The 21,275-nt window shown below is 44.7% G+C and carries 22 protein-coding genes and 2 riboswitches; of the genes, 3 read left to right on the plus strand and 19 right to left on the minus strand.

What is annotated here, in order from left to right:
* Positions 1-216 precede the first annotated feature (216 nt).
* The gene (locus tag HMPREF0083_RS18525; protein WP_040303770.1) at positions 217-774 is read right to left on the minus strand and encodes a ribonuclease H-like YkuK family protein; all 558 of its coding nucleotides are present in this window, start codon (positions 772-774) and stop codon (positions 217-219) included.
* Positions 775-1,137: 363 nt separating this feature from the next.
* The gene (locus HMPREF0083_RS18530) at positions 1,138-1,935 is read right to left on the minus strand and encodes an enoyl-CoA hydratase/isomerase family protein (protein ID WP_021623191.1); all 798 of its coding nucleotides are present in this window, start codon (positions 1,933-1,935) and stop codon (positions 1,138-1,140) included.
* A gap of 160 nt (positions 1,936-2,095) precedes the next feature.
* On the opposite strand from HMPREF0083_RS18530, the gene HMPREF0083_RS18535 reads away from it, so the two are divergent.
* A complete protein-coding gene (locus HMPREF0083_RS18535) occupies positions 2,096-3,454 on the plus strand; it encodes an alanine/glycine:cation symporter family protein (protein ID WP_021623192.1) in 1,359 nt (452 codons plus the stop codon).
* Between the two features lie 61 nt (positions 3,455-3,515).
* Here the strand turns inward: HMPREF0083_RS18535 and HMPREF0083_RS18540 are convergent, their stop codons facing one another.
* The 3 genes from HMPREF0083_RS18540 to HMPREF0083_RS18550 form a co-directional block, all read right to left on the minus strand.
* Positions 3,516-3,950: a universal stress protein gene (locus HMPREF0083_RS18540; protein WP_021623193.1), complete on the minus strand. Its 435-nt coding sequence runs from the start codon at positions 3,948-3,950 to the stop codon at positions 3,516-3,518.
* A gap of 21 nt (positions 3,951-3,971) precedes the next feature.
* The gene (locus HMPREF0083_RS18545; protein ID WP_040303740.1) at positions 3,972-4,559 is read right to left on the minus strand and encodes a beta-class carbonic anhydrase; all 588 of its coding nucleotides are present in this window, start codon (positions 4,557-4,559) and stop codon (positions 3,972-3,974) included.
* 64 nt (positions 4,560-4,623) lie between these two features.
* On the minus strand, positions 4,624-5,091 hold the full coding sequence (locus tag HMPREF0083_RS18550) for a hypothetical protein (RefSeq protein WP_021623195.1): 468 nt from the start codon (positions 5,089-5,091) through the stop codon (positions 4,624-4,626).
* Positions 5,092-5,308: 217 nt separating this feature from the next.
* Between HMPREF0083_RS18550 and HMPREF0083_RS18555 the strand changes: the two genes are divergently transcribed.
* Positions 5,309-5,641 (plus strand): DUF952 domain-containing protein, encoded by a 333-nt coding sequence (locus HMPREF0083_RS18555; protein WP_040303743.1) that lies wholly within the window; start codon positions 5,309-5,311, stop codon positions 5,639-5,641.
* 134 nt (positions 5,642-5,775) lie between these two features.
* On the opposite strand, the gene HMPREF0083_RS18560 is transcribed toward HMPREF0083_RS18555, so the two are convergent.
* The 7 genes from HMPREF0083_RS18560 to HMPREF0083_RS18590 form a co-directional block, all read right to left on the minus strand.
* Entirely contained in the window at positions 5,776-6,990 is a 1,215-nt protein-coding gene (locus HMPREF0083_RS18560) for an MFS transporter (protein WP_040303745.1), read from the minus strand.
* Positions 6,991-7,156: 166 nt separating this feature from the next.
* Positions 7,157-8,137 (minus strand): DMT family transporter, encoded by a 981-nt coding sequence (locus tag HMPREF0083_RS18565; RefSeq protein ID WP_040303748.1) that lies wholly within the window; start codon positions 8,135-8,137, stop codon positions 7,157-7,159.
* Positions 8,138-8,401: 264 nt separating this feature from the next.
* Positions 8,402-9,010, minus strand: a complete 609-nt coding sequence (locus HMPREF0083_RS18570; protein ID WP_021623201.1) for a YdcF family protein — start codon at positions 9,008-9,010, stop codon at positions 8,402-8,404.
* Between the two features lie 106 nt (positions 9,011-9,116).
* Positions 9,117-9,635, minus strand: a complete 519-nt coding sequence (locus HMPREF0083_RS18575) for a DinB family protein (protein ID WP_040303751.1) — start codon at positions 9,633-9,635, stop codon at positions 9,117-9,119.
* A 96-nt stretch (positions 9,636-9,731) separates the two neighbouring features.
* Positions 9,732-10,694 carry a helix-turn-helix transcriptional regulator gene (locus HMPREF0083_RS18580; RefSeq protein ID WP_021623203.1) on the minus strand — a complete coding sequence of 321 codons (963 nt, stop codon included), beginning with the start codon at positions 10,692-10,694 and terminating at the stop codon, positions 9,732-9,734.
* On the minus strand, positions 10,691-11,995 hold the full coding sequence (locus HMPREF0083_RS18585; protein WP_021623204.1) for a restriction endonuclease subunit S: 1,305 nt from the start codon (positions 11,993-11,995) through the stop codon (positions 10,691-10,693). The genes HMPREF0083_RS18580 and HMPREF0083_RS18585 overlap by 4 nt, the downstream gene beginning before the upstream one ends.
* Positions 11,988-13,472 (minus strand): class I SAM-dependent DNA methyltransferase, encoded by a 1,485-nt coding sequence (locus HMPREF0083_RS18590; RefSeq protein WP_021623205.1) that lies wholly within the window; start codon positions 13,470-13,472, stop codon positions 11,988-11,990. Before HMPREF0083_RS18590 ends, HMPREF0083_RS18585 begins: the two co-directional genes overlap by 8 nt.
* 217 nt (positions 13,473-13,689) lie before the next feature.
* Between HMPREF0083_RS18590 and HMPREF0083_RS18595 the strand changes: the two genes are divergently transcribed.
* Complete coding sequence (locus HMPREF0083_RS18595) at positions 13,690-14,622, plus strand: LCP family protein (protein ID WP_021623206.1); 933 nt, start codon at positions 13,690-13,692, stop codon at positions 14,620-14,622.
* Between the two features lie 126 nt (positions 14,623-14,748).
* On the opposite strand, the gene HMPREF0083_RS18600 is transcribed toward HMPREF0083_RS18595, so the two are convergent.
* The 7 genes from HMPREF0083_RS18600 to HMPREF0083_RS18630 form a co-directional block, all read right to left on the minus strand.
* A complete protein-coding gene (locus tag HMPREF0083_RS18600; RefSeq protein WP_021623207.1) occupies positions 14,749-15,336 on the minus strand; it encodes a GNAT family N-acetyltransferase in 588 nt (195 codons plus the stop codon).
* 18 nt (positions 15,337-15,354) lie between these two features.
* Complete coding sequence (locus HMPREF0083_RS18605; protein WP_040303753.1) at positions 15,355-15,534, minus strand: hypothetical protein; 180 nt, start codon at positions 15,532-15,534, stop codon at positions 15,355-15,357.
* 147 nt (positions 15,535-15,681) lie between these two features.
* Positions 15,682-15,880: riboswitch (cobalamin riboswitch) on the minus strand.
* Positions 15,881-15,888: 8 nt separating this feature from the next.
* Positions 15,889-16,902 (minus strand): ABC transporter substrate-binding protein, encoded by a 1,014-nt coding sequence (locus HMPREF0083_RS18610; protein WP_021623209.1) that lies wholly within the window; start codon positions 16,900-16,902, stop codon positions 15,889-15,891.
* 91 nt (positions 16,903-16,993) lie between these two features.
* Positions 16,994-17,761 (minus strand): ABC transporter ATP-binding protein, encoded by a 768-nt coding sequence (locus HMPREF0083_RS18615; RefSeq protein ID WP_040303788.1) that lies wholly within the window; start codon positions 17,759-17,761, stop codon positions 16,994-16,996.
* Complete coding sequence (locus HMPREF0083_RS18620; protein ID WP_040303789.1) at positions 17,758-18,810, minus strand: FecCD family ABC transporter permease; 1,053 nt, start codon at positions 18,808-18,810, stop codon at positions 17,758-17,760. The genes HMPREF0083_RS18615 and HMPREF0083_RS18620 overlap by 4 nt, the downstream gene beginning before the upstream one ends.
* 204 nt (positions 18,811-19,014) lie before the next feature.
* A riboswitch (cobalamin riboswitch) is annotated at positions 19,015-19,207 on the minus strand.
* A 191-nt stretch (positions 19,208-19,398) separates the two neighbouring features.
* Positions 19,399-20,472 (minus strand): ABC transporter substrate-binding protein, encoded by a 1,074-nt coding sequence (locus HMPREF0083_RS18625; protein WP_021623213.1) that lies wholly within the window; start codon positions 20,470-20,472, stop codon positions 19,399-19,401.
* On the minus strand, positions 20,469-21,272 hold the full coding sequence (locus tag HMPREF0083_RS18630; protein ID WP_021623214.1) for an ABC transporter permease: 804 nt from the start codon (positions 21,270-21,272) through the stop codon (positions 20,469-20,471). The genes HMPREF0083_RS18625 and HMPREF0083_RS18630 overlap by 4 nt, the downstream gene beginning before the upstream one ends.
* Between the last annotated feature and the right edge of the window lie 3 nt (positions 21,273-21,275).

Genomic DNA, 21,275 nt, shown 5'->3' on the forward strand with positions numbered 1-21,275 from the left:
AGCCGATTGCTCTACCGACTGAGCTACTGCGGAATAACAGGATGTCAGTGTTTACAACTGAACGTCCTTACTTTGTACTATGTAGTCGCTTCACTACTCAAGAGTATTAGCAGCGACAGGAATTAATATATCATGCTTCATAAAGGAATGGCAAGCACTTTTTTAATTTTGAATCTCAAAATAAGGGGCTTACACCTCTGTTTTTATTACTAATACTTAGTTTGCCCGTCTTTCATCAATGGAACCGCGCTTCGTAAATCGGTTTGCGTAGCTTGATGCTACATAAGAATCCGGCTTAATTTTAGCTTCAATGCCCATTGCCTGAATACGGCCAACCATCTCCTTAATCAACTCTTTCGTCGCTCCCTGGTTACCGATGTCAAGATGAATCGAAATCGTAAAATCAGCTCCTTTATCTACATACGGAAGTAAAACATCTGAAATTTGTGCGATCATTTCCGGTGTTACATAATAAGCAATCTCCTGGCTCAACGATGTCTCCAGAGAAATTTTTTCACGGAGGCTTTGAATCCGGCGTGGGACAATATAATCGCGCAAACATCCCCACGCTCCTTTACCAAGCCGATGAATCAGTACAGCCGAAGTGAACTTCGTATACGATTGATATCCATGCGAGTCTGTTCCAATCGCCATAGCATACTGTGCCAAAGGGTCCTGTTTTACAAAATGCAAAATACGTTCAAACACGTCCTCAAAGCTCACAAACTTCTCGGTCATGTTATAAAACATCTCTCGTTTATACGGCTTTTTCATGTCCATAACAAACCTCCTGTTTTTGTTTGCCCACGTTTAGTGTTTGCTTTTAAAAAGAAAATAAAAGGGCTATCTCAACATTACTGCATGAGATAGCCCTTTTATTACCCTGCACTATAAAAGCCGCCTATGCGACCAAAGATGTCTGCCTCGTCCCAAAAAAGAAATCCAATGTAAAAACGGCATACCTGTCCCGATTTTCTTCCCCTGCTTATTCGCTTGGTTCGAAAATCCATTTCAGGCATACTGCCAACCCCTCTCATTCTTTCGCCTCAATCCCTTGTTTTATTATATTCATTGTACTACACTCGTGTGAGTGCTCGAACAAGAAAAAGGTGTACTTTTGTAAAACTGCTGTAAAAATTAAGTTAAGCGACCAAAACGCGGCTCTCTCTTCTCGACAAATGCTGCCACGCCTTCTGGAAAGTCAATCGGATCGATATACTGCGGATAACCTCGATGTCCGAATGCTACTTCTGTAAACGGCACACAGCGAGCTACCGCTTCTTTGGCTGCCTGCAAAGAGTTCATCGAGGCGTATGATATTCTCTGGGCCAAATCCAGCACAAAAGCATCTGCATTATCCCCATCAAATAAATAGTTCAACAAGCCAAGATCGTATGCTTCCTCTGCTTTAAATAAACGGCCTGTGAAGATTAAATCCTTTGTGCGGCTCGGCCCAATCAGATTTACCAAGCGCTGCGAAAAACGCTGACTAATCGTAATGCCCAACTTCCCGATCGGAATGCCTAGTAACGCATCTGGCGATCCTACACGCAAATCACAAGAAAGAGCTAATTCTAATCCCGCTCCCATCGAAGGGCCAGTAATAAAAGCTATCGTTGGAATACGCAAATACTCAAACGAGGTGATTGCGTCCTCCATTACTACAAACGCTTCATTCGCTTCTTCAATCGACATCCTATTAAATGCCTTAATGTCTGAACCAACGGTAAACTGCTTGCCTTCCCCTCGTAAAATGACTGTTTTAATCTTTTCGTTTTTCTCAATTTTTCTGCCTATATCAGCTAGCGCTTTCCACATTTCCGGCGTCATAGCATTTTTAAGCCATGGACGTTTAATGGTTACAATAGCAAGTCCTGCCGTTTCCTGCCATACGATTTTGGCTCCGTCCTCAAAGCGAATTGTTTCTACTTTCACACCTTCACCCCATTTTTATTTTTATAAAAAACCTGCTCGCTTTCTTTATTATTATATTATAATTTTTTCCAAATTTCTCAATAATGCTGGACAGAAGAATTGTTTATTGTGTAATTTATAAATAATATAAAGTTTCTGAATAAAATCCAGGGAGGCTTTTATGGAAAAATTTTTATCTGCAATAAGCGATATTGTCTGGGGGCCGCCTCTGCTCGTTCTGTTGGTTGGAACAGGGATTTATTTAACGTTTCGCCTTTCCTTCCTACAATTCACCGAGCTACCACATGCATTAAAGCTTGCTTTCTCTAAAAATCAGGACAGTTCCTCCAAAGGCGATATCTCGCACTTCCAATCGCTTATGACTGCTCTCGCAGCTACCATTGGTACCGGTAATATCGCCGGTGTAGCAACCGCGGTGGTAGCCGGCGGACCAGGAGCTGTATTCTGGATGTGGATTACTGCTATCTTCGGCATGGCAACTAAGTATGCAGAAGCCATATTAGCTGTAAAGTATCGTATTACTGGGGAAAACGGTCAAATGTCTGGTGGACCGATGTATTATATTGAGCGTGGGCTCGGTTGGAAATGGCTTGCCGTCTGCTTCGCCTTTCTTGGTTCGCTTGCGGCATTCGGTATTGGTAGCTCTGTGCAATCCAACTCCGTTGCTTCATCCGTACAAGCCAGCTTCGGCGTCAGTCCTTGGATTACAGCTACTATTCTTACTGCTATTACAGCACTTGTCATTCTTGGCGGCATCAAAAGCATCGGTCGTGCCGCAAGCTTCATTGTGCCATTTATGGCCATTTTCTACGTACTAGGCGGACTTGTTATTATTTTTATGCATATTGATAGAGTACCTGCTACGATTGGCTTGATTTTTACCGATGCCTTTACCGGTCAAGCAATGGCGGGCGGCGCTATTGGAACCGTCATCCGTTATGGCGTGGCACGTGGCGTATTCTCCAATGAGGCTGGTATGGGTTCCGCACCGATTGCGGCAGCAGCAGCCAAGACCGATCATCCGGGCCGTCAGGCACTTGTATCGATGACAGGGACTTTTTTGGATACTATCGTTGTATGTTCAATTACCGGAATTGCACTCGTTATGAGTGGACTGTATACCGACAAAAAGCTTGAAGGGGCTGCACTGACGACAGAAGCATTCAACCACATGCTGCCGGGACCGGGCGGCTGGATTGTTACTATTGGTCTTATCTTTTTCGCTTACTCCACCGTGCTCGGCTGGTCTTACTATGGAGAGAAATGCTTCGAGTATCTATTCGGCAATAAGTCGGTAATGGGATACCGTATCGTTTATACAGCCTCCGTATTTCTCGGTGCAGTCGCCAACCTTGGACTGGTGTGGTCCATCGCCGATATTTTCAATGGATTGATGGCACTGCCCAACCTTATTGGTCTGCTCGCACTCTCCGGGGTGGTCGTGGCCGAGACAAGACACTATCGCAAACATCTGAAGCATACATCACCAAATAATCCATCCAGTCGAGTTGAAGTATAACTGACTAACTTTAGAGCAGAAGGGCGCTTGCTCAAGACAAGCGTCCTTTCTTTATCGTTTCTTACTTACCCTCAGGTATAATCATTACGGGACACGACGATTCATAGATCACTCCATGGCTAACGCTGCCCAGAATGGTTCCCCTGACTGCTCCCATACCACGTGAACCCATGGCGATACATCTTACGTCCTGCTCCCTCGCTTCAGATAAAATTTCTTTCTTCGGGCTTCCCACACGCACTTTCACGTCAAATTCGACACCGTATTCACGCAGCTCCTCTATAGCTGAAGCAAGTGCCTCCTCGCTCAGTTCTTTTCTATATTCCTCTACTTGTTCGCGACTGAAGAATCGGCGGGTGTTAAATGTGTCAAGATCGTATTGCACGTTCAACAAAATAACCTTTTCGTCGAATGCTTTTGCCATTTCTGCTGCCTCTTCCAGCGCATGTAATGCGTGCTTCGAACCATCAACCGGAACAAGAATGTGCTTCCCCATGCCTATATCTCCTTTTCACCACTACTCTTTCAGACCAGCATTGCCCTCTGCATTTTCTCCTTCTACAATCAAATCCAGTTCCCCTGTCTCTGGATGAATAACTAACCCATGTACAGGAATACCTATCGGGAACATCGGATGCTTCTTAATATTCTCTACTGTTTGCCTTACACTATCCTCTACGCTTTCAAAACCTGTTAACCATTTGTCCAGCTCAATTCCTGCATGCCGTAAAGTATCAATTTTATCTTCAGACACACCATTTTTCTTTGCCTTCTCAATAACAGATTCCGAGTTCAGGCTTGTCATACCGCAATCATGATGACCAATAACGAATACTTCCCTCGCCTGTAGCTCGTAAACAGCGACCAGAATGCTTCGCATAATACTACCGAAAGGATGCGTTACCATCGCCCCTGCATTTCTAATGATTTTAGCATCACCGTTTCGCAAGTTCATAGCGCGATGCAAAAGCTCAACAAGCCGGGTATCCATACAAGTAAGAATCACAATGCCTTTATCAGGATATTTCGTTGTTCGGAATTCTTCGTATTTTTCACCTTCAACAAATTTCTGATTGTATGACATAATATCTGATAACACTGACATAGGTCTCCTCCTTTTTGCTCCACTAGTGCTGTTTTCTTTTTATTTTACCGCACGACCCTCTATTTCACCACTCCATACGACTTTTCCAGCATATTGCGTATCGATAAAGCAAAAAACAGAACGAGCGATTATGTTGAATATAAAAGGAAGAAAGATCATAACGTTTCCTCGTCGGCTCATATGTAACAAGCAAACGATGGCGCATACTCCGCTGTAAATAATCGATAAAATTCCGGGTCGATTCAGAGTCGAATACCGTAACGTACGCATACAGAGAATGGTTCAACGGATCATCGGATACGCTGACACCTGCACATGAATATTGCGTAACAATCCTCATGTCATTCAGCAAGGAAAGGGCAGGAAACAATTGCACATCCACTTCATCGTTCAGGAAGAATACTGTTTCTTTTTGTTTTTTTATAAGCTTCCGCCGCTTTTCCCACTCATCCACCTCTCGTCTTTTACGTATCCAGCGTTCCTTTGAATGAATGGACAGCATATGCTCGTCAAATTCTTCTCCCTGGTTCACATCTCTTCCCTCCCTATATGTTCTTATTTCATTGTACTATGCAATCTGACTGTATAAAAACAAAAGAGAGGGTGTATGTAAGAGCCCTCTCTCTTCGATATGCCAGGTTACGAAAAAACAAACAAGTTTTCCAGCTTTTTTTTCACTAACAGATAACGGATAATAAATACGTATCGTGCAGCAAAATGCCGAATGAACGATGAAAGGAGCATTTCCAATGTCGGTTATTTATTGTCTATGCCCCGCCTTCTATTGGGAAAATTTCAGGAACGCACATGAATATATTCCTCGCGATTATGAGCAGGAAGGCTTCATTCATGCAACCAAAGGAGACGACCTGCTTATCAAGGTAGTAAATCGGGTATACAAAAACTTCACGGATGAACTGCTTGTACTTGTTATCGATGAAAAAAACGTCACAGCGGAAGTGAGATATGAGCAAGCAAAGGATGGCAATCTGTATCCTCATATTTACGGTCCGTTAAATACAAACGCAATCATGGAAATCAAACAAATGAACCGAACGAAAAACGGCTGGACCATCGGATAACTTCCGGCTGGCCAGCCCACTTGTCACCGCACCCGATTCACCCGAACTTATTCTTGCATCATCCCCAAGCGGATTGCCTGGCGGACGCATACAATGTGCAGCAGTAAAATCAGGCCCCTTACTTTTACGAATACCTAATCTGCAAGCTCAAGATTTCGAGTTTCCTGTCCAAAAAATGCGACGGCCAACACTCCAATAAGAATGACAATAAAAAACATGGAGAAAATCCAGGCAAGACTTACACCGTTCTTTACCAGCAGACCAACCAGCAACGGTGCCACAATCCCCCCGACACGGCCGCAGGAAGCTGCCATCCCTGCACCTGTAGAACGAATACGTGTTGGATACAATTCTGGCGTATATGCATATAAACCGCCCCACGCACCCAGATTAAAGAAAGATAACAAAATACCTGCTGTAAGTAGTGAGGCGAGTGAACCTGCATTGCCGAACCAGAGCGCGCTCAGTGCAGTCATTGACAGGTACGATACGAGTACGAACTTCCGACCGTACCGCTCAATAAAATAAGCAGCAGTAAAATAGCCGGGAAGCTGTGCAAGTGTCATAATCAATACATACTCAAAACTTTTAATTAGACTAAAGCCTTTCATAACCATCACAGTCGGTAGCCAGAGAAACATACCATAATAAGAAAAAACGACTGTAAACCACAGCACCCATAACGTAACCGTCGATTTGCGATGCTCCTTCGTCCAGATAGAAGCCAGATTACGAGCGAAGGATGGCGTTTCCTTCGTGCGATTCGCTAGATGACGAGGCGAATCGGAAATGGCTTTCCGCAAATACACAGCATACAAGGCAGGTACAGCTCCGATAATGAAAGCGGCCTGCCAGCCATACTTCGGTATGACGAAATATGCAATCAATGCAGCCAAAATCCAGCCACCTGCCCAAAAGCTCTCCAGCAGTACCACTGCTCGACCTCTATCCGATGCCGGCATGCTCTCCGATACGAGCGTAGACGCTACAGGGAGCTCTCCCCCTAAGCCGAAACCGGCAATAAAGCGCAACAAACACAGTACAGCGAAAGACGTTGCAAGCGCGGAAAGCCCCGTAGCCAGCGAAAAAATTAGCAAAGTCGAAAGCAGCACTGCTTTCCTTCGATATCGATCTGCCAATATACCTGCCAGCGCCGCTCCGACTGCCATTCCAATGGAGTTGATGCTCGTCAGCCAGCCGACCTGCTCTGGAGTCAGACCCCAGGCTACCGTAAGCGCAGCGACAATAAATGAAATAATGCCGACATCCATCGCATCGAATAGCCAGCTCATTCCTGCACTTACCAGCAATTTGCGCTGACCCGGGCTGCTTGTAGATAGAATATTCATTACAGATGAACCCCTTTTTTTCATTATTTTCACTTTATTCCATGAATGTATCCTTTCGCTGCCGGATGTGTGCAATGTGCCAAGAGGTAGTTGCCGGGAAAGGGGAGAGGAAAATTTCCCGGCAGCTTCCCTCTTCCAAAAAAAGCTAAACAACCGTTTAATTTTCTTATGTCACGCTCTCTGGTACATTTTTCGCTACCTTCTTCGGTTCTGGCCCATGCGAATACAGACTATGCAAAATCATTCCAAGCACAACGAGAAACATACCCGCCCAGGACCAGAATGCAGGAAGAGAAGTTGATAACAGCAATATCTCTCCAAGCAAAGCGAACAACACTTCTCCGGATTGGGTAGCTTCTACAGCTGCCAACCTGCCTGTATTGCCTTTTACCATATCCGTCGCCGCAAAAAATAGGACGGTAGCAATAACCCCAGAACTAACGGCTACAACAATAGACTGCATTGTCTGCCCGGCACTCGGCGGACCAACAATAGCCCAACCGTAACCCGCCAACAACAGCCAAAATGGCAGGCTAGCCAGCGTCATCCCCAATACGCGCTGATATGCGTCAATTTCTCCCCTGCATACCTCCATCATCTTGCGATTTCCCAACGGATAGGCAAATGCAGCCAGCACCACTGGTAAGATACCGAGTAACAGCTCGGCCTGTGAAATGCTTTTTGCATGTTCTACCTGCATGACAGCTACGCCCAGCAAAATCACACAAGATAGAAGGAGGCCCTTTACCGGCAGCTTCCCCCGTACGTTAATTGGTCCATGCGGCGTATTGATACGTTCATGGAAGAGCGGCACAAGCAGTGAGCCTGCTATAATCGTTATTTGCCATGTTCCTGCGATAAGCCAGCCCGGGCCGTATGCTGCCGCAAAGCTCAATGGCGCATAAAATAGTACGAATCCGATGAAGCTCCATATAAACCATGGGCCGGGATGACGATGCATATGAGTTAGCAGTGCACCTAAATTTTTCCGCTTCATCACAATGAGAAGCAAGAATGGCACCATAAATAAATACCGGAGCGAGGCGCTCCAAATCCAATGCCCTCCGGATACATCCATAGCCCTGTTTAATACAAAAGTAAATGCAAAGAAAAACGATGCCAGCAAACCGTATACAATCGGCCTCACCTTATCTCCCCTTGATGATTTTTTTGTTTTTTACCATTTCTCCATGCAGATTTGCCAGCATTTTTTCACCAGCTCCCTTTTTTGTTCCGTTGCATCCTCTTTCTTCTTTCTTAAATCATACTAAACTAATTTATTATTTTCTGACAACCGCATGGAAACATCTGTACATCGAATTCAAATCCAGTACACCTAAATATAAAAAGGACGCTCCTGCATAAAGAACGTCCCTTCTCCCCTTTTTTTGTTTTGACCGTATCAACATTGTTAATCAAAGCACCATGATTTTATAAGTGCTACATATTCACGTACAAACAATTTTACCTTTACCGAATCGGGTGTAGGTGCGGCAAGAATTTGTGTCTTGATGCCGGCACGTTGAGCCAGCAGCTTGGCGCGCAACGTATGAAAATCGTTCGTCACAAGCACAGCCTGATTTGAAGTCATCAACGGTTGGGAAAAGCGAATATTCTCCGCTGTTGATTTGGCTTTATCCTCTACCAAAATCCGCTGTGCCGCAATGCCGTTCGCAAGCAGAAATTTCTGCATGGCGACCGCCTCTGGCAAATCTTCATTCGCCCCTTGCCCCCCGGAAACGATGACTTTCGTATGTGGATTTTGCTTCAGGTACGCCAACCCTGTATCCATCCTATATTGAAGCGACGGTGACATTTTATCCCCCCATAAAGCAGCTCCAAGAATAATCATATATTCTGCTCCCTGCGCCGGTTGCTGCCTTGCCGTATGCATAATAGCAGCATGCACACCAGCAACATAGCATACCGGGAGCAGCAAAAGAACTCCTACTAGCACCACTGCCCTCCTTCTCATCGATTTTCGTTTTTCGCCTGCCTGCACTCTTTCTGTCTGTTGCATCTCCTATTTCCCTACCCTGTTCATATTTTGTACGATATGTCGATATAGCAAAAATGAGCAGTGAAGCGTTCACTGCTCTTACCTGGCATTTATCAGGCTTGTCATCTTATAATGCTTCTAGTTTCTCCTTCTGGCACAGATGGTGAGCGAAGTGCATTGGCACGAGCTGGAACCATTCTACCGCATTCAGGCAACCAAAAGCCGGGTGTTCAATTTTTCTGTCTGGAGGGATAGAGGCTAACCGTTGCTCTACACTGCGCATTTCTTCAATAACCTGCAGCATCCGCTCTTTGATCTCTTGTTTATCAGTAGAGTAATCAGGTGTATATCCAGGTTTAGCTGGCACCCTAATTTGGATAGGCGGAAATGCACCTGCTGCAAACACAGCGGCACCAACCTCTGTTTTCTCACCATCAAGGACTGAGCAGCGCCCAAGCTCGCAATCCTCTATCGCTTTGATCTGCATGTGAAAAGCAGCCATAATAAGATGATTATACAATTGACTTAATGACCATTCCTCTTCAGACGGCTTACTTCTGAATTTTTCGGGCGAATAATTATCTAGCTCAGCGATATAATATCCGGCTACTTCCTCAAACGTGCGTAATGTATCTTTTGTGTTCATTTTTCCGGCTCCTTTAATTTGGGATTTGGTCTCATTTGATTTGCTTATGAGACTACTATACCGGGGGGCTACTGACACCGTTATGTCAGCAGTCTTTTATCTTTTTTGTCTAATTCCAAGCATTGCCGCAGCCTCTTCCCTAATTCTGTCCGCAAGAGACTCTGGCTCGATAACCTTTACCTTGCTGCCCCAACTAAGCAGCCAATGAAATACCTCTTCCACTTGACGCACCCGCAGCGTAACATGCAGACCATCCGCTTTCACTTTATGTGTATGAAGATAAAAATAACGCGATTCCAGAACCCTATCCTGTACCGATGTGTCAAATACAACATGAATAGAAAGTGGCCTATCTTGATCAGGTATATACTTTTGTAGCTCAAAGCCATCAGGTTTTTCGAATGTTTCCGCTTCACATCTAAGTTCATCCATTCGTTCCAGACGGAAATGACGAATATCCTTGCGTAGCAGGCAATACGCTAACAGGTACCAGATGCCTGATATATTGACCAATCCGTATGGATGAACCGTCCTTCTCCCGGATTGCAAATGATTATGCTCAATTTTTTTTCTATAGCCAAACGAAACCGCCCGCTTCTCCATAATAGCGACACGCAAAGAAATCAATTTATTTTCATAATCTGTGTATGCTTGGGCTTTCGGAAAAAATGTGCCGGGAAGGAAGCGAACAGTCTCCTTGAAGCGAATCACCTCTTCTTGCTGGCTAGCGGGCAGCACTGCTTCTAGCTTCTCCTGTGCCGTTCGGGCATGCTGCTGAAATTCCCTATCCAGATTTTGTTCAATATAGCCGCTTCCAAGCAGCAAGGTCATCGCTTCTTCCGGTTTTAAATGGACAGGCGGCAAAAAATACCCTTCCATTAAAGAATATCCCTTTCCTGGTACTGCCATGAGAGGAACGCCAGATTCGCTTAACGCCTGCATATCGCGGTATATTGTACGCTTGCATGTCTCGAACTTCTCCGCCAAATCCTCGGCCCGGCAAAAATCGCACGTTCTCAGCTCCAGCATAATCGCCAGCAATCTATCCGTTCGATTCATCGTGCTTTCCCGCCTTCCTTCTCCGGCTCGCCGGTTCCAAGTGCTCCACGAAAGGCTTTATTAAGGATGCCCTGCTTTACGAAGCTCAGTCTCTCTTCTACTTCTGTGGTAATATGCATCTCTTCGTTCAATGCATCCAGTAACTTCGCTATTTTCTTGGCAATCCGTCCTTGCTCCTCTGCTGGTGGCACTGGTATTTTTAACTCTAGAAATTCTTTATTTCTGACTGAAGGAGCATTGTGACCCTTCGCCCTGATGTTTAACTCATTCGTCACAAAAGGTGTAAGCAAATAATAATAAAGATAGTCCGTGTTGACGACTTCATTCTTCCTGCATACATAAAATGCCGTTGAAGCGACCAGCGCCGGATCATCGGATAACACTTTTGCGACGTTCATGAGATACGGACGTACCATGGATATAATAACGTCTCCTTTACATATGGCTCGTCTTGCCCTGCTTGGCGCCTCCGATACATTGATCATCTTTGGCCGCTTTATTGTAAACTGGCGATTATCAATCGAATCAATATCAACATATAAAAATTCTTTACAATCGAGCTTCGAAGGATCACATGACACCATTGGCGGTAAAAAATCCTTCAGACAGAGCCATACCCAGTTTTTCGGTATACGGTAAGGCTGCATATTTTCTGCAATCAGCTTCGTTCTTATCCATTGTCCGGCAGTCTCAAGTATATTCTTCTCTTCAGGCAGGTTCGTACCTAGCTCTCCTCGAAACGCACGATATAAAATAGCCGCCCGGCGAAGTTCAACCGATTCTTTTACTTCTTCAACTACATGTGCTGCCTTTTCCACTTTTGCAAAAAGCCGCTCTATCTTCTCCACAATTCGTCTTTGCTCATCAAGTGGAGCGAGAGGAAGCCTGTAGTCCTTTATGTTTGCTAGCTTAATATAATTCGTCGCGGAACCGAATTGTTTATTTCTGTTATGGCGTTCCCAGCCAAGCAATAGATGATAATATACATACTTTATAGAGATTTTTTCACTTGTTAGCACGTATGTACGCTGATATGCCTCGAATTTGCCATTATAGTATAGGGCCAGCCCTACATTTGCCCCGTTGCCTGGCAATAAAACGGCTTCCCCCTCGAATGAGTACGTATCACTTCTAATAGGGGCGGCCGCACAAGTAAAGAAAGGGTATGCTCCCTCCCTGTTTCCGTGGTTTGAATCCTTTTTACCTGTTTTTATATTCACGAGGGAACCTAGGCGAGCCCACTCCCAGTTCTCAGGTAATTCATACAGCCTTTCTTCAATACTCTTTTGAGTTTCATTCATTGCTTATCACCCCGGAAGTTACAGCTCCCCCTGTTTCTTGCCGGTAAGCCCTTGAGCACGAAGACGGCTTCGTTGTCGATTTCAATTCCGCCATCACCTCATTTAATAAAGAAATGGCCTGTTCAAGCTTACTTATCGTCTCCTCCGCCAAATCAACCGGATCAGGCAAGTCGATGTAGGAGGAGTTCAACTCATCGACAATCAACCCGACATCCAGGCTATCGCCTTTTTTGGCGATATCTTCCCGTGTAAACATATTCCAGCGTTTATCCTCTACCTTATGGCGATCATCGGCCGTGTATGCTTGGACAAATTCGTCAAAATGACTTTCCGTTAGCGGATTTCGTTTTCCGAACGAAGGCATGTTCGTCCGCAGATCATACACCCATATTTCATTCGTACCGCCTCTATCTTCTTTTCCGCGAGTAAAAAATAAGACGTTGGTCTTTACACCTTGCGCATAGAAAATGCCTGTAGGCAATCGCAAAATGGTATGCAGATTACACTTATTCATCAGCTCTCGTCGTATCTCTGTACCCACTCCGCCTTCAAATAGCACATTATCGGGCAAAACGACAGCCGCACGCGCTTTTCCATTTGTTTTTAGCGCCTGATAAATATACTGCAGGAAGTTCAGTTGTTTGTTTGATGTTGAAAATGTAAAGTCCTGCCGTGCCATCTGCTCCCCTCCTCTTTTCGTACCGAAAGGAGGGTTCGTTAGAATAACATCATATTTTTGCAGGAACTCGCCTTGAGGAGAAAGTGCATCTCCCAGAATAAGTTTGCCGTGAATACCATGCAGCAGCGCGTTCATTGTCGCTAACCGGTGCGTCTCCTTTACAAGCTCAATGCCTGAGAATGCTTCATACTTCTGAAATCGGACTTCATCCTGGGATAGATCGAAATAATTGGCGGTTTGGCTGCGAACATGACGGTCCGCCGCTATCATAAAACCGAACGTACCTGCTGCCGGATCATGGCAGCATTCACCCGGTTCCGGATTTATTAGCTTGACGATAATATCAATGAGCACACGGGGGGTGAAATACTGGCCTGCCCCCGCCTTCACTTCACTCGCGTTTTTTTCCAATAACCCTTCATACAAATCGCCCAGGCCCTCCCGCTTTGCATTGTACCAATCGAGGGCATCGATTGATGCAATGATTTTTGCCAGATTTCTCGGCTCGCTAATATGCGTTGTTGCACCAGTGTAAATGACATTTAATAAGGTATTCTCGACCTTCCCCAGATCAAACAACAATCGGCGATAATGTTCCTTTAAGTCATTGCCGTCTTTTGATACTAAAGAATCCCAGCGATATATTTCTTCGATCATATAATCCTGCCCGGTCTCTTTCATCATTTTTAAAAATAACAAGTAGGCCAATTCCGTCACATACTGATGATACGTAATTCCATCATCCCGTAGTACGTTACATAAATTCCATAGTTTTTGTACCATTTCCTGGTTTGTCATCTATGCTTGCTCCTTTGCAGGCGTTTTTCGTTCACTCGTTTTCTATATAAATTAACTTTACTATCTCTATATCTTTTCGTACACAAAATGCTTCAAGCTGCACACATAACTATAATTTTTTCCTGTGCATCGCTGTCCTACTTTGTTATCATAAATTACGAGAAATAGTTTTTCCTACAGGCAAAAAACGGGATGAAAGGGTGATTTAAACCGGCTTATGAGCATAAAAAAGATATTCTTTTCCTTCTTCCTGCTCGCCATTTTCAGTATTTTTGCTGTTTTCGGCTACTATGTATATGCTTTTCAATCTTTTTCAAAAAACATCAATCACGATTCACATCCATCTATGTCCCTTCCTGAGTGGCAAGGCAAGGAGCCTGTAAACATCCTGCTACTGGGAGCGGATACGAGGGATGGAGAAGAGGCTGGACGTTCCGATTCCATCATGCTGTTGCATATTAACCCTGTTGACGGAAAAGCCCACTTGTTCTCTATTCTGCGTGATTCGTGGATAAAGATACCAGGCTACAAATCAAACCGGATTAACACAGCCTTTGCACTCGGAGGCCCAGAGCTTATGGCCCAATCGGTGGAAAAGCTAACTGGACTGCCTATTCACTATTACCTTACTACAGATTTTCAAGGCTTCGAAAAAGTAGTGGATGCACTTGGAGGCATTGATTTGTATGTGGAGAAAGATATGGAGTATTACTTATATGAGAACAATGGTTATTACGACATCGTTTTAAAGAAGGGGCAGCAGCACTTAGACGGGCGCAAAGCGCTGCAATACGTACGATTCCGCCACGATGCAACAGGAGACTATACACGTACGGAACGTCAACGCAAGTTCCTAAAGGCGCTTGCCGAAAAAGCTAGAAACGGAACAACCGTTTTCAAGGTACCAAAAATTCTGGAAGAGATCGCTCCATATGTCACAACCAACATGGATTCAAACGATATGCTTCGACTAGCTTCCCTTGCTTATAAGGTACAGTGGAGCGAATTGAACACAGGACAAATCCCACCGTCATCTATATTAAAAGAAAAAACGATCCGTGGAGCAAAGGTTATCGATCCAAAAATCGAAGAAACAAAAAGGTACCTTCAGAACCTACTGCAGGTAAAGCCTGAGGATGAGTCGCTATAAGTGCGTTTTCCACCATCTTCCTTCTTTAGCTCTCCTGCTTCCAATCATACTATCCTGTCGAAATAGCAAGTGTAATTTATCATAAAGAGAGGCGGCAGTTTGCGACTGCCGCCTCTCTAATCATGTTTACCATACCCTCGGGTTTATCATATAGAAGAAACGTTGCATCTGCTCGGCTGATATCTCGCGACCAATACGCGCCATAGCAAAGTTGGCAGCATGGGCATGAATGTCAGGATCGTCTGGATATACCTCCTCCATCCCTGATAACATGAGCAGCTGCTTGAGCATATTTTTATACTCGTAGGCATTCAATCCACTATTTTTCAAATCCCAGTGCCAATAATATTCGAAAGCAAGGACAATTCTTCGCTCGATGTCCTCATCGTTACGGAACAAATGTTGCAGAATCGAGTAGGCAACTCGCCGGCCACGATAAGGAGGGGCCACCTCCAGAACCCCCATGATGCGAACATAAGGTAATGAAGACCACCGCTCCGCAGGTTCAGGCGGCAAAAGAGTGGCATACCCAATCACCTTCTCTTCATGAACGGCGATGCAGACCTGTGTATAAGGCTCCGCAAGCAATCGCTGTAAACGGGAATACTGCTCATCATTCTCGCCAAAGCACGTTAAACCGGAATGAAGCGGATACGGTAATTGCTGTGTCGAAAATAAGGAAAGCAACTCAATGTTCATACTTTCGCTTACCATTAGCGTCCCTCTCTTCTTCTATATTTCATTGTCAATAGGATAGAAATAATACGGTGGGATATCATCGCAAAGATGATACTCCCCCAGCTGGTAATTCTCCCATAGTACAATAAGAAAAAGCTCATGCATCCCAAGTATTTGCCCCCTCATCCCGTCAAACCGTTCTACCCGCATACCTTCCCTGAACAGCTGATGCATATTTTTTCCTCCTTTTTCAAGTGATACGATTAAAAAAAGCATCTTTTCGTATAGAAAAGATGCTCAAATCAGACGATGCTTCCGTGCCATGTCCTAATACCCGGATATACGCCCATCTGTCGAACACCTCCCCATCCTCGTGGTTTCTATGGTGCCTTCTTCATGGCAGGTCTCCTGGCTTACGGATCGCAGCTTCCCTTTCCCTTCCCATTCCATGAAGATGGAACAGTGGTTTACAAGAGTCGCTTCCCGTTTACAGTGGCGGGACCGCACCGGACTTTCACCGGACTTCCCTTTTAAGCATGTAAAATGATAAGTTACATGCACCATAAAGCGATATATGAAGTTGTCTATTTACTTTTTAAACTTATCAGGATAGAATCCTTTGGCCAGCATTTCTAATGCATAAGGCGCCCGGATACCTTCAGCTGCTGCTGAGAGGGGAAGAATGATGAATCTTTTATTTTTAATCGCCGAGATATCGGAAAGCTCCTTTTTGGCCAGCAATAAATCTCTTTTTTGCTCTACCGTTTTATCTCCATAATCAACGATTACAATAACCTCTGGATTACGATTTATGACTTCCTCCCAGCTTACATCCGTCCATCCCTGCTGTATGTCGTCAAATATGTTTTTTCCGCCTACCATGCTTATAAGCTTCGTCATATAGTTGTTTGCTGCGGTCTTCGCTTTATCGTCTCCATTATCGTAAATGAAAACACGTAACGGCTTTTCAATTGGACCAATTCGTTTTGTAATCTGTTCAATATCCTGCTTCATCTTGCCGATGACTGCATTCGCCTTTGCTTCAACATTAAAAATTCGACCAATAGTATGAATATCTTTATAAACATCCTCTAAATCAGGCGCCGCCATAGTAGAGGATTCCTGAACGTATGTCTTAATTCCGCTCTCTGATAATTCCTGTACTGTTCCCAATGACTTCTCTGTAAAGGCGCTTCTCCAGCCAGCATAGGCAAAATCGGGCCCTGTCGCCATAAATACCTCCTTGGAAGGGTACTTGTCTGACAGTACAGGGATTTTCGAATATGCATCCTGGAACTCAGGCAGAATTTTATCGTCAAGATAAGCGGTACCTACCATAGAATCCTGCAATCCCAAAGCAAGCATAATCTCGGTTACATGCTGATTCAACGTAACGGCCCGCTTCGGAGGTTCGGTAAAGGTTACCGTCTGTCCCATATTGTTTATGACTACTTTTTCATAAGGCTTCGTGTCCTTTGCAGCAGCCTTATTCCCGGTTGTATCAGCAGGCTGGGCTTTGTCCCCTGTACTACCGCAGGAAGATAGAATGATCATTATGAACAAAAGCATATATACAAAAGAAAGCTTATGTATCATTTTCATACGTAAAACTCCTCACCCTCTTAAAAATTGTGTATATTTCTGATTCGAGCGGATAAAGTGAAGCTTTCACCAATAGAGGCTCTATCACCCATTAAGAGTGGGATAAAAAGATCACATGCGGCTTTCCAGTTACAGGATGGATCACAATATCGGTTTCTACCCTAAATACCTCTCTCAGCACTTCACAGGTCAAGACGTCCTCCGGTGTGCCCTTTGCAACAATCTGTCCATCCCGCATAACATACAAATAGTCACAATAAACCGAAGCAAGATTCAAATCATGCAGGGATGCCAGAACGGTAATATCGAGATTCTTAAGCAGCTCCAGCAATTGAAGCTGGTAACGAATATCCAGATGGTTCGTCGGTTCATCGAGAATGATGGCCTCCGCCTGCTGAGCAAGCGCTCTTGCAATAAGGACGCGTTGCTTCTCTCCTCCAGATAAGTTCATAAAGCTTCGTTCCGCATATTCTTTCATACCGACACGCAGTAGTGCCTGATCCACAATCGCCCGGTCTTCATCCGTATCCGATTCAAATGCCTGCTTATGCGGTGTACGACCCATCGCTACCATTTCCTCAACCGAAAAATCAAATGTCTGGGACGCTTCCTGACTGACTACGGCCATTCGTTGGAAAACGTAGCGGGAAGGCAGTTGGTACAGGTTTTTCCCGTCCAGTTCAACACCGCCTTCATCCGGCTGCAAAACGCGGTACAGCGTTTTGAGCAGGGTTGACTTGCCGCTGCCATTCGGTCCAATAATACCAACAAATTGCCCCTTGAAAACCCGCAGGGAAATATCCTTGATAATCGGCTTTTGCAGTATGCTAAGGGAGACATCTTCCATTGTCAGCATTATCGATTCCCTCCTCCGAAAGAATAGGCGCTCCGCCTGAGCAGCCAGATGAAGAATGGTCCACCGCATAATGCCGTTACTACTCCGACCGGTAATTCCTGGGGAGCTAGTACCAATCGGGCAAGCACGTCTGCCCATATCGCCATAATTGCCCCGAACAATGCACTTACCGGAAGAACCCTCCTATGATCAGAACCAACAACAAAACGTGCGATATGGGGAGTGATTAAGCCGATAAACCCAATGGCACCGCTCACGGCCACCATTGCTCCTGTTAGCAGCGAGAGAACAATAACCAATACCTTCCGAAAGGCGTCCGTGTTTATGCCAAGGGTTGTAGCTGTTTCCTCTCCCATTAACAAGGCATTCAGGGAACGACGCCGAACTAGCAAAAACACATATCCGACAAACACAACAAAACCCGGTATAACAAGATTTCCCCATCTTGCTCCAGAGAAGCTGCCCATCATCCAAAACATGGCATCCCGAATTCCTTTCTCATTCGGTGCCATCATCACAATAAGGCTGGTAACAGCAGATAAAATCATTGATATGGACACTCCAGCCAGAAGCAAGCGCGTAGCATTCATTCTCCCTCCAACCTGAGCAAGAATGTATACGACAGCTATGGAAGAAAGGGCCCCCAGAAAGGCTCCAATCGACAAAGCATATTGACCTAGAAACGAGAACGCGCCAAAGAGGATGACGAGCGTAGCGGCAACAGAAGCTCCAGATGAAACGCCGAGGATATACGGATCAGCGAGCGAATTACGCACCAGTGCCTGTATCACCACTCCGACGACGGCAAGGCCGGCCCCAACTACGGCACCCAATAATACACGCGGAAGCCGAATATCCCAAATAATGTTTTCTTGCGCTTTGCTCCAATCCGCCTCGATCCTATCTCCCATAAACGGAAAGTGTGACAGTATAATTTTCCACACTGTTAGAGGGGAAATGGGGACAGGACCAAGCATAACAGCCAGCGTTATCGTTAATAGAAGAATACCTGTAAGCGATAGAAGAATGAGCCGCAGCCATAGCTTTTGCATGCGGAAAGACGCTCCCGTTCTTCTGAAAGTCTGTATGATCTTCATGCTGTATGCATTCCTCATGTACCATGCTCCTTGGATGCTAATGATATAAAAAAGCCCCGTCCTGACGGATAGGGCTTGCGTACAATTCGCAGACAACAGGTATATAGAATAAACTGTTATTCCACTCTTCGTACACCTTTCCTTTCCGCGAAGGTTTTTCTGGTGTAAGCAAGCTAGGTAGGTCTCCTGGCTTCCGGATCATCGCACTCTCCCGTCTTCCCCGATTATCCAATCGAGTGACATGTCAATGAAAGAGAACTCCTCGTTTACAGTGGCGGGACCGCTCGGGATTTGCACCCGATTCCCTGTTACCCCTTGCCTTTGCAAGGGCACCTGGCTGCACATATGAAAATATTGTTACTTCTAGGATATAATACAATGGGCTTTTAAGCCACATCTTTCTTCCATTCGATTTGTAGTATTAGTATTAACCTTAACACTCTGCGCTTCGTCCCCTGTACCTGCTTCTTATTAAAAAGGACTGAATTGGCCAGCATTATGATACAACGCTGCCTTCTTCAGTCCGTCTATTTATTGTCTATCCTATTTTTTATGCATTTTAAATTCAAGAAACAGCTCATTGTAATGGGAAAGCATTCTTTTTCCGAGGTTCTCATACACCTCGAGCTTTTTGGTCACTTCCGGGTCCGGATAAAACCGTTCATCTCCGGCAATTTCTTCCGGCAAATACTCCAGCGCCTTTTCGTTCGGTGTAGAATAACCGACGTACTCAGCGTTTTGTGCCGCATGTTCGGGGTTCAGCATGAAGTTAATGAATTGATGGGCGCCTTCCAGATTTTTCGCTGTCTTTGGAATCACCATATTATCAAACCACAAGTTTGATCCTTCCTCAGGCACCACATAATCAAGCTTTTCATTTTCCTTCATAATCTCGGAGGCATCTCCAGACCAGACAACCCCGACCGCAGCCTCTTCGTTCGCCAACAGCATTTTAATTTCGTCACCAACAATGGCTTTTACGTTAGGCGTAAGCGTACTGAGCTTCCGTTTTGCTTCTTGCAGATGCGCCTCATCTGTATCATTTAATGAATAATGGAGACTATTTAAGCCCATTCCTATTACCTCGCGCGCACCGTCCACAAGCAAAATTTGGTTGCGCAAACTCTCATCCCATAAATCATTCCAGCTTGTCGGTTTTTTGCCATGAAGCATATCCGGATTATACACGATTCCTACAGTACCCCAGAAATAAGGAATCGAGTATGTATTCTTTTTATCAAACGATAAATCCATAAAGCGCGGATTAATATATTTTAAGTTTGGCAGCTTCGTATGGTCCAACGGAAGCAGCAGATTTTCTTCTTTCATTTTGCTAATCGCATATTCTGAAGGAATCGCCACATCGAAAGTGGTTCCTCCTTGGGCGATTTTTGTCATCATGGCTTCGTTTGAATCAAACGTTTGATAAATGACTTTAATACCGCTCTCTTTCTCAAATTGCTTGATTAAATCGGGATCGATGTAATCTCCCCAATTATAGATTGTTAGCGTATTTTTTCCTGAGTAGCCTTGCGTCGAATTCAGAAGAGATACGACATACATCAGGGCAAAAGAAACGATAAAAACCAAAAGAAACATACGAACAAGCTGTTTCATTTTCTAACCCCCATTCCTTTGGAGCGGCTGCCTTTCTGATTAATAAAGTAATAGCCGATCACAAGCACAATGGTAAATAAGAATAGGAGCGTAGATAAAGCGTTAACCGATAAAGAAATCCCCTGCCGTGCCCGTGAATAAATTTCGACAGATAATGTAGAGAAGCCATTTCCTGTAACAAAGAAGGTCACCGCAAAATCATCGAGCGAATACGTAAGGGCCATAAAGAAGCCGGCAAAAATTCCTGGCGTGATAAAAGGCAAAATAACCTTCGATAGAACATCCCAGCGACTTGCTCCCAGATCCCGTGCCGCATCAATCAGCGTTGGGCTCATCTCCTGCAATTTCGGCAGCACCATAATGACTACAATCGGCACACTGAATGCAATATGGGAAAGCAGTACCGAAGCAAATCCGAGCTTAATTCCAATAATGGTAAATAAAATCAAGAACGACGCCCCGATAATAACGTCAGGACTTACAATCAGTACGTTATTCAGCGTAAGCAACGTATTTTTTACCTGTCGTCTTCTGACATACATGATCGCCAGCGCTCCCAACACACCTAAAATGGTGGAAATAGCCGCCGATAGAAGCGCAATAACAAACGTGTTCAAAACGATAATTAATAACCGTGTATCATGGAACACTTCTTTATACCACTCAAGCGTAAAGCCTTCAAAATCGTGCATGGAACCGCCACTGTTGAAGGAGTAATACATTAAATAGAAAATCGGAGCGTATAAGATGATAAAGACGATGAACAAGTAAATATTCGAGAGCTTTCCATTTCTTTTCATACT

The organism is Aneurinibacillus aneurinilyticus ATCC 12856 (assembly GCF_000466385.1).
GTDB classification, from domain to species: Bacteria; Bacillota; Bacilli; order Aneurinibacillales; family Aneurinibacillaceae; genus Aneurinibacillus; species Aneurinibacillus aneurinilyticus.

What these genes read in the sequence shown, in the direction of transcription:
- HMPREF0083_RS18525 (WP_040303770.1), bottom strand. Translation starts at nt 774, where the DNA reads ATGAAAAAGCCGTATAAACGAGAGATGTTTTATAACATGACCGAGAAG.
- HMPREF0083_RS18535 (WP_021623192.1), top strand. Translation starts at nt 2,096, where the DNA reads ATGGAAAAATTTTTATCTGCAATAAGCGATATTGTCTGGGGGCCGCCT.
- HMPREF0083_RS18540 (WP_021623193.1), bottom strand. Translation starts at nt 3,950, where the DNA reads ATGGGGAAGCACATTCTTGTTCCGGTTGATGGTTCGAAGCACGCATTA.
- HMPREF0083_RS18545 (WP_040303740.1), bottom strand. Translation starts at nt 4,559, where the DNA reads ATGTCAGTGTTATCAGATATTATGTCATACAATCAGAAATTTGTTGAA.
- HMPREF0083_RS18555 (WP_040303743.1), top strand. Translation starts at nt 5,309, where the DNA reads ATGTCGGTTATTTATTGTCTATGCCCCGCCTTCTATTGGGAAAATTTC.
- HMPREF0083_RS18560 (WP_040303745.1), bottom strand. Translation starts at nt 6,990, where the DNA reads ATGAATATTCTATCTACAAGCAGCCCGGGTCAGCGCAAATTGCTGGTA.
- HMPREF0083_RS18570 (WP_021623201.1), bottom strand. Translation starts at nt 9,010, where the DNA reads ATGCAACAGACAGAAAGAGTGCAGGCAGGCGAAAAACGAAAATCGATG.
- HMPREF0083_RS18575 (WP_040303751.1), bottom strand. Translation starts at nt 9,635, where the DNA reads ATGAACACAAAAGATACATTACGCACGTTTGAGGAAGTAGCCGGATAT.
- HMPREF0083_RS18580 (WP_021623203.1), bottom strand. Translation starts at nt 10,694, where the DNA reads ATGAATCGAACGGATAGATTGCTGGCGATTATGCTGGAGCTGAGAACG.
- HMPREF0083_RS18585 (WP_021623204.1), bottom strand. Translation starts at nt 11,995, where the DNA reads ATGAATGAAACTCAAAAGAGTATTGAAGAAAGGCTGTATGAATTACCT.
- HMPREF0083_RS18590 (WP_021623205.1), bottom strand. Translation starts at nt 13,472, where the DNA reads ATGACAAACCAGGAAATGGTACAAAAACTATGGAATTTATGTAACGTA.
- HMPREF0083_RS18595 (WP_021623206.1), top strand. Translation starts at nt 13,690, where the DNA reads ATGAGCATAAAAAAGATATTCTTTTCCTTCTTCCTGCTCGCCATTTTC.
- HMPREF0083_RS18600 (WP_021623207.1), bottom strand. Translation starts at nt 15,336, where the DNA reads ATGGTAAGCGAAAGTATGAACATTGAGTTGCTTTCCTTATTTTCGACA.
- HMPREF0083_RS18605 (WP_040303753.1), bottom strand. Translation starts at nt 15,534, where the DNA reads ATGCATCAGCTGTTCAGGGAAGGTATGCGGGTAGAACGGTTTGACGGG.
- HMPREF0083_RS18610 (WP_021623209.1), bottom strand. Translation starts at nt 16,902, where the DNA reads ATGAAAATGATACATAAGCTTTCTTTTGTATATATGCTTTTGTTCATA.
- HMPREF0083_RS18620 (WP_040303789.1), bottom strand. Translation starts at nt 18,810, where the DNA reads ATGCAAAAGCTATGGCTGCGGCTCATTCTTCTATCGCTTACAGGTATT.
- HMPREF0083_RS18625 (WP_021623213.1), bottom strand. Translation starts at nt 20,472, where the DNA reads ATGAAACAGCTTGTTCGTATGTTTCTTTTGGTTTTTATCGTTTCTTTT.
- HMPREF0083_RS18630 (WP_021623214.1), bottom strand. Translation starts at nt 21,272, where the DNA reads ATGAAAAGAAATGGAAAGCTCTCGAATATTTACTTGTTCATCGTCTTT.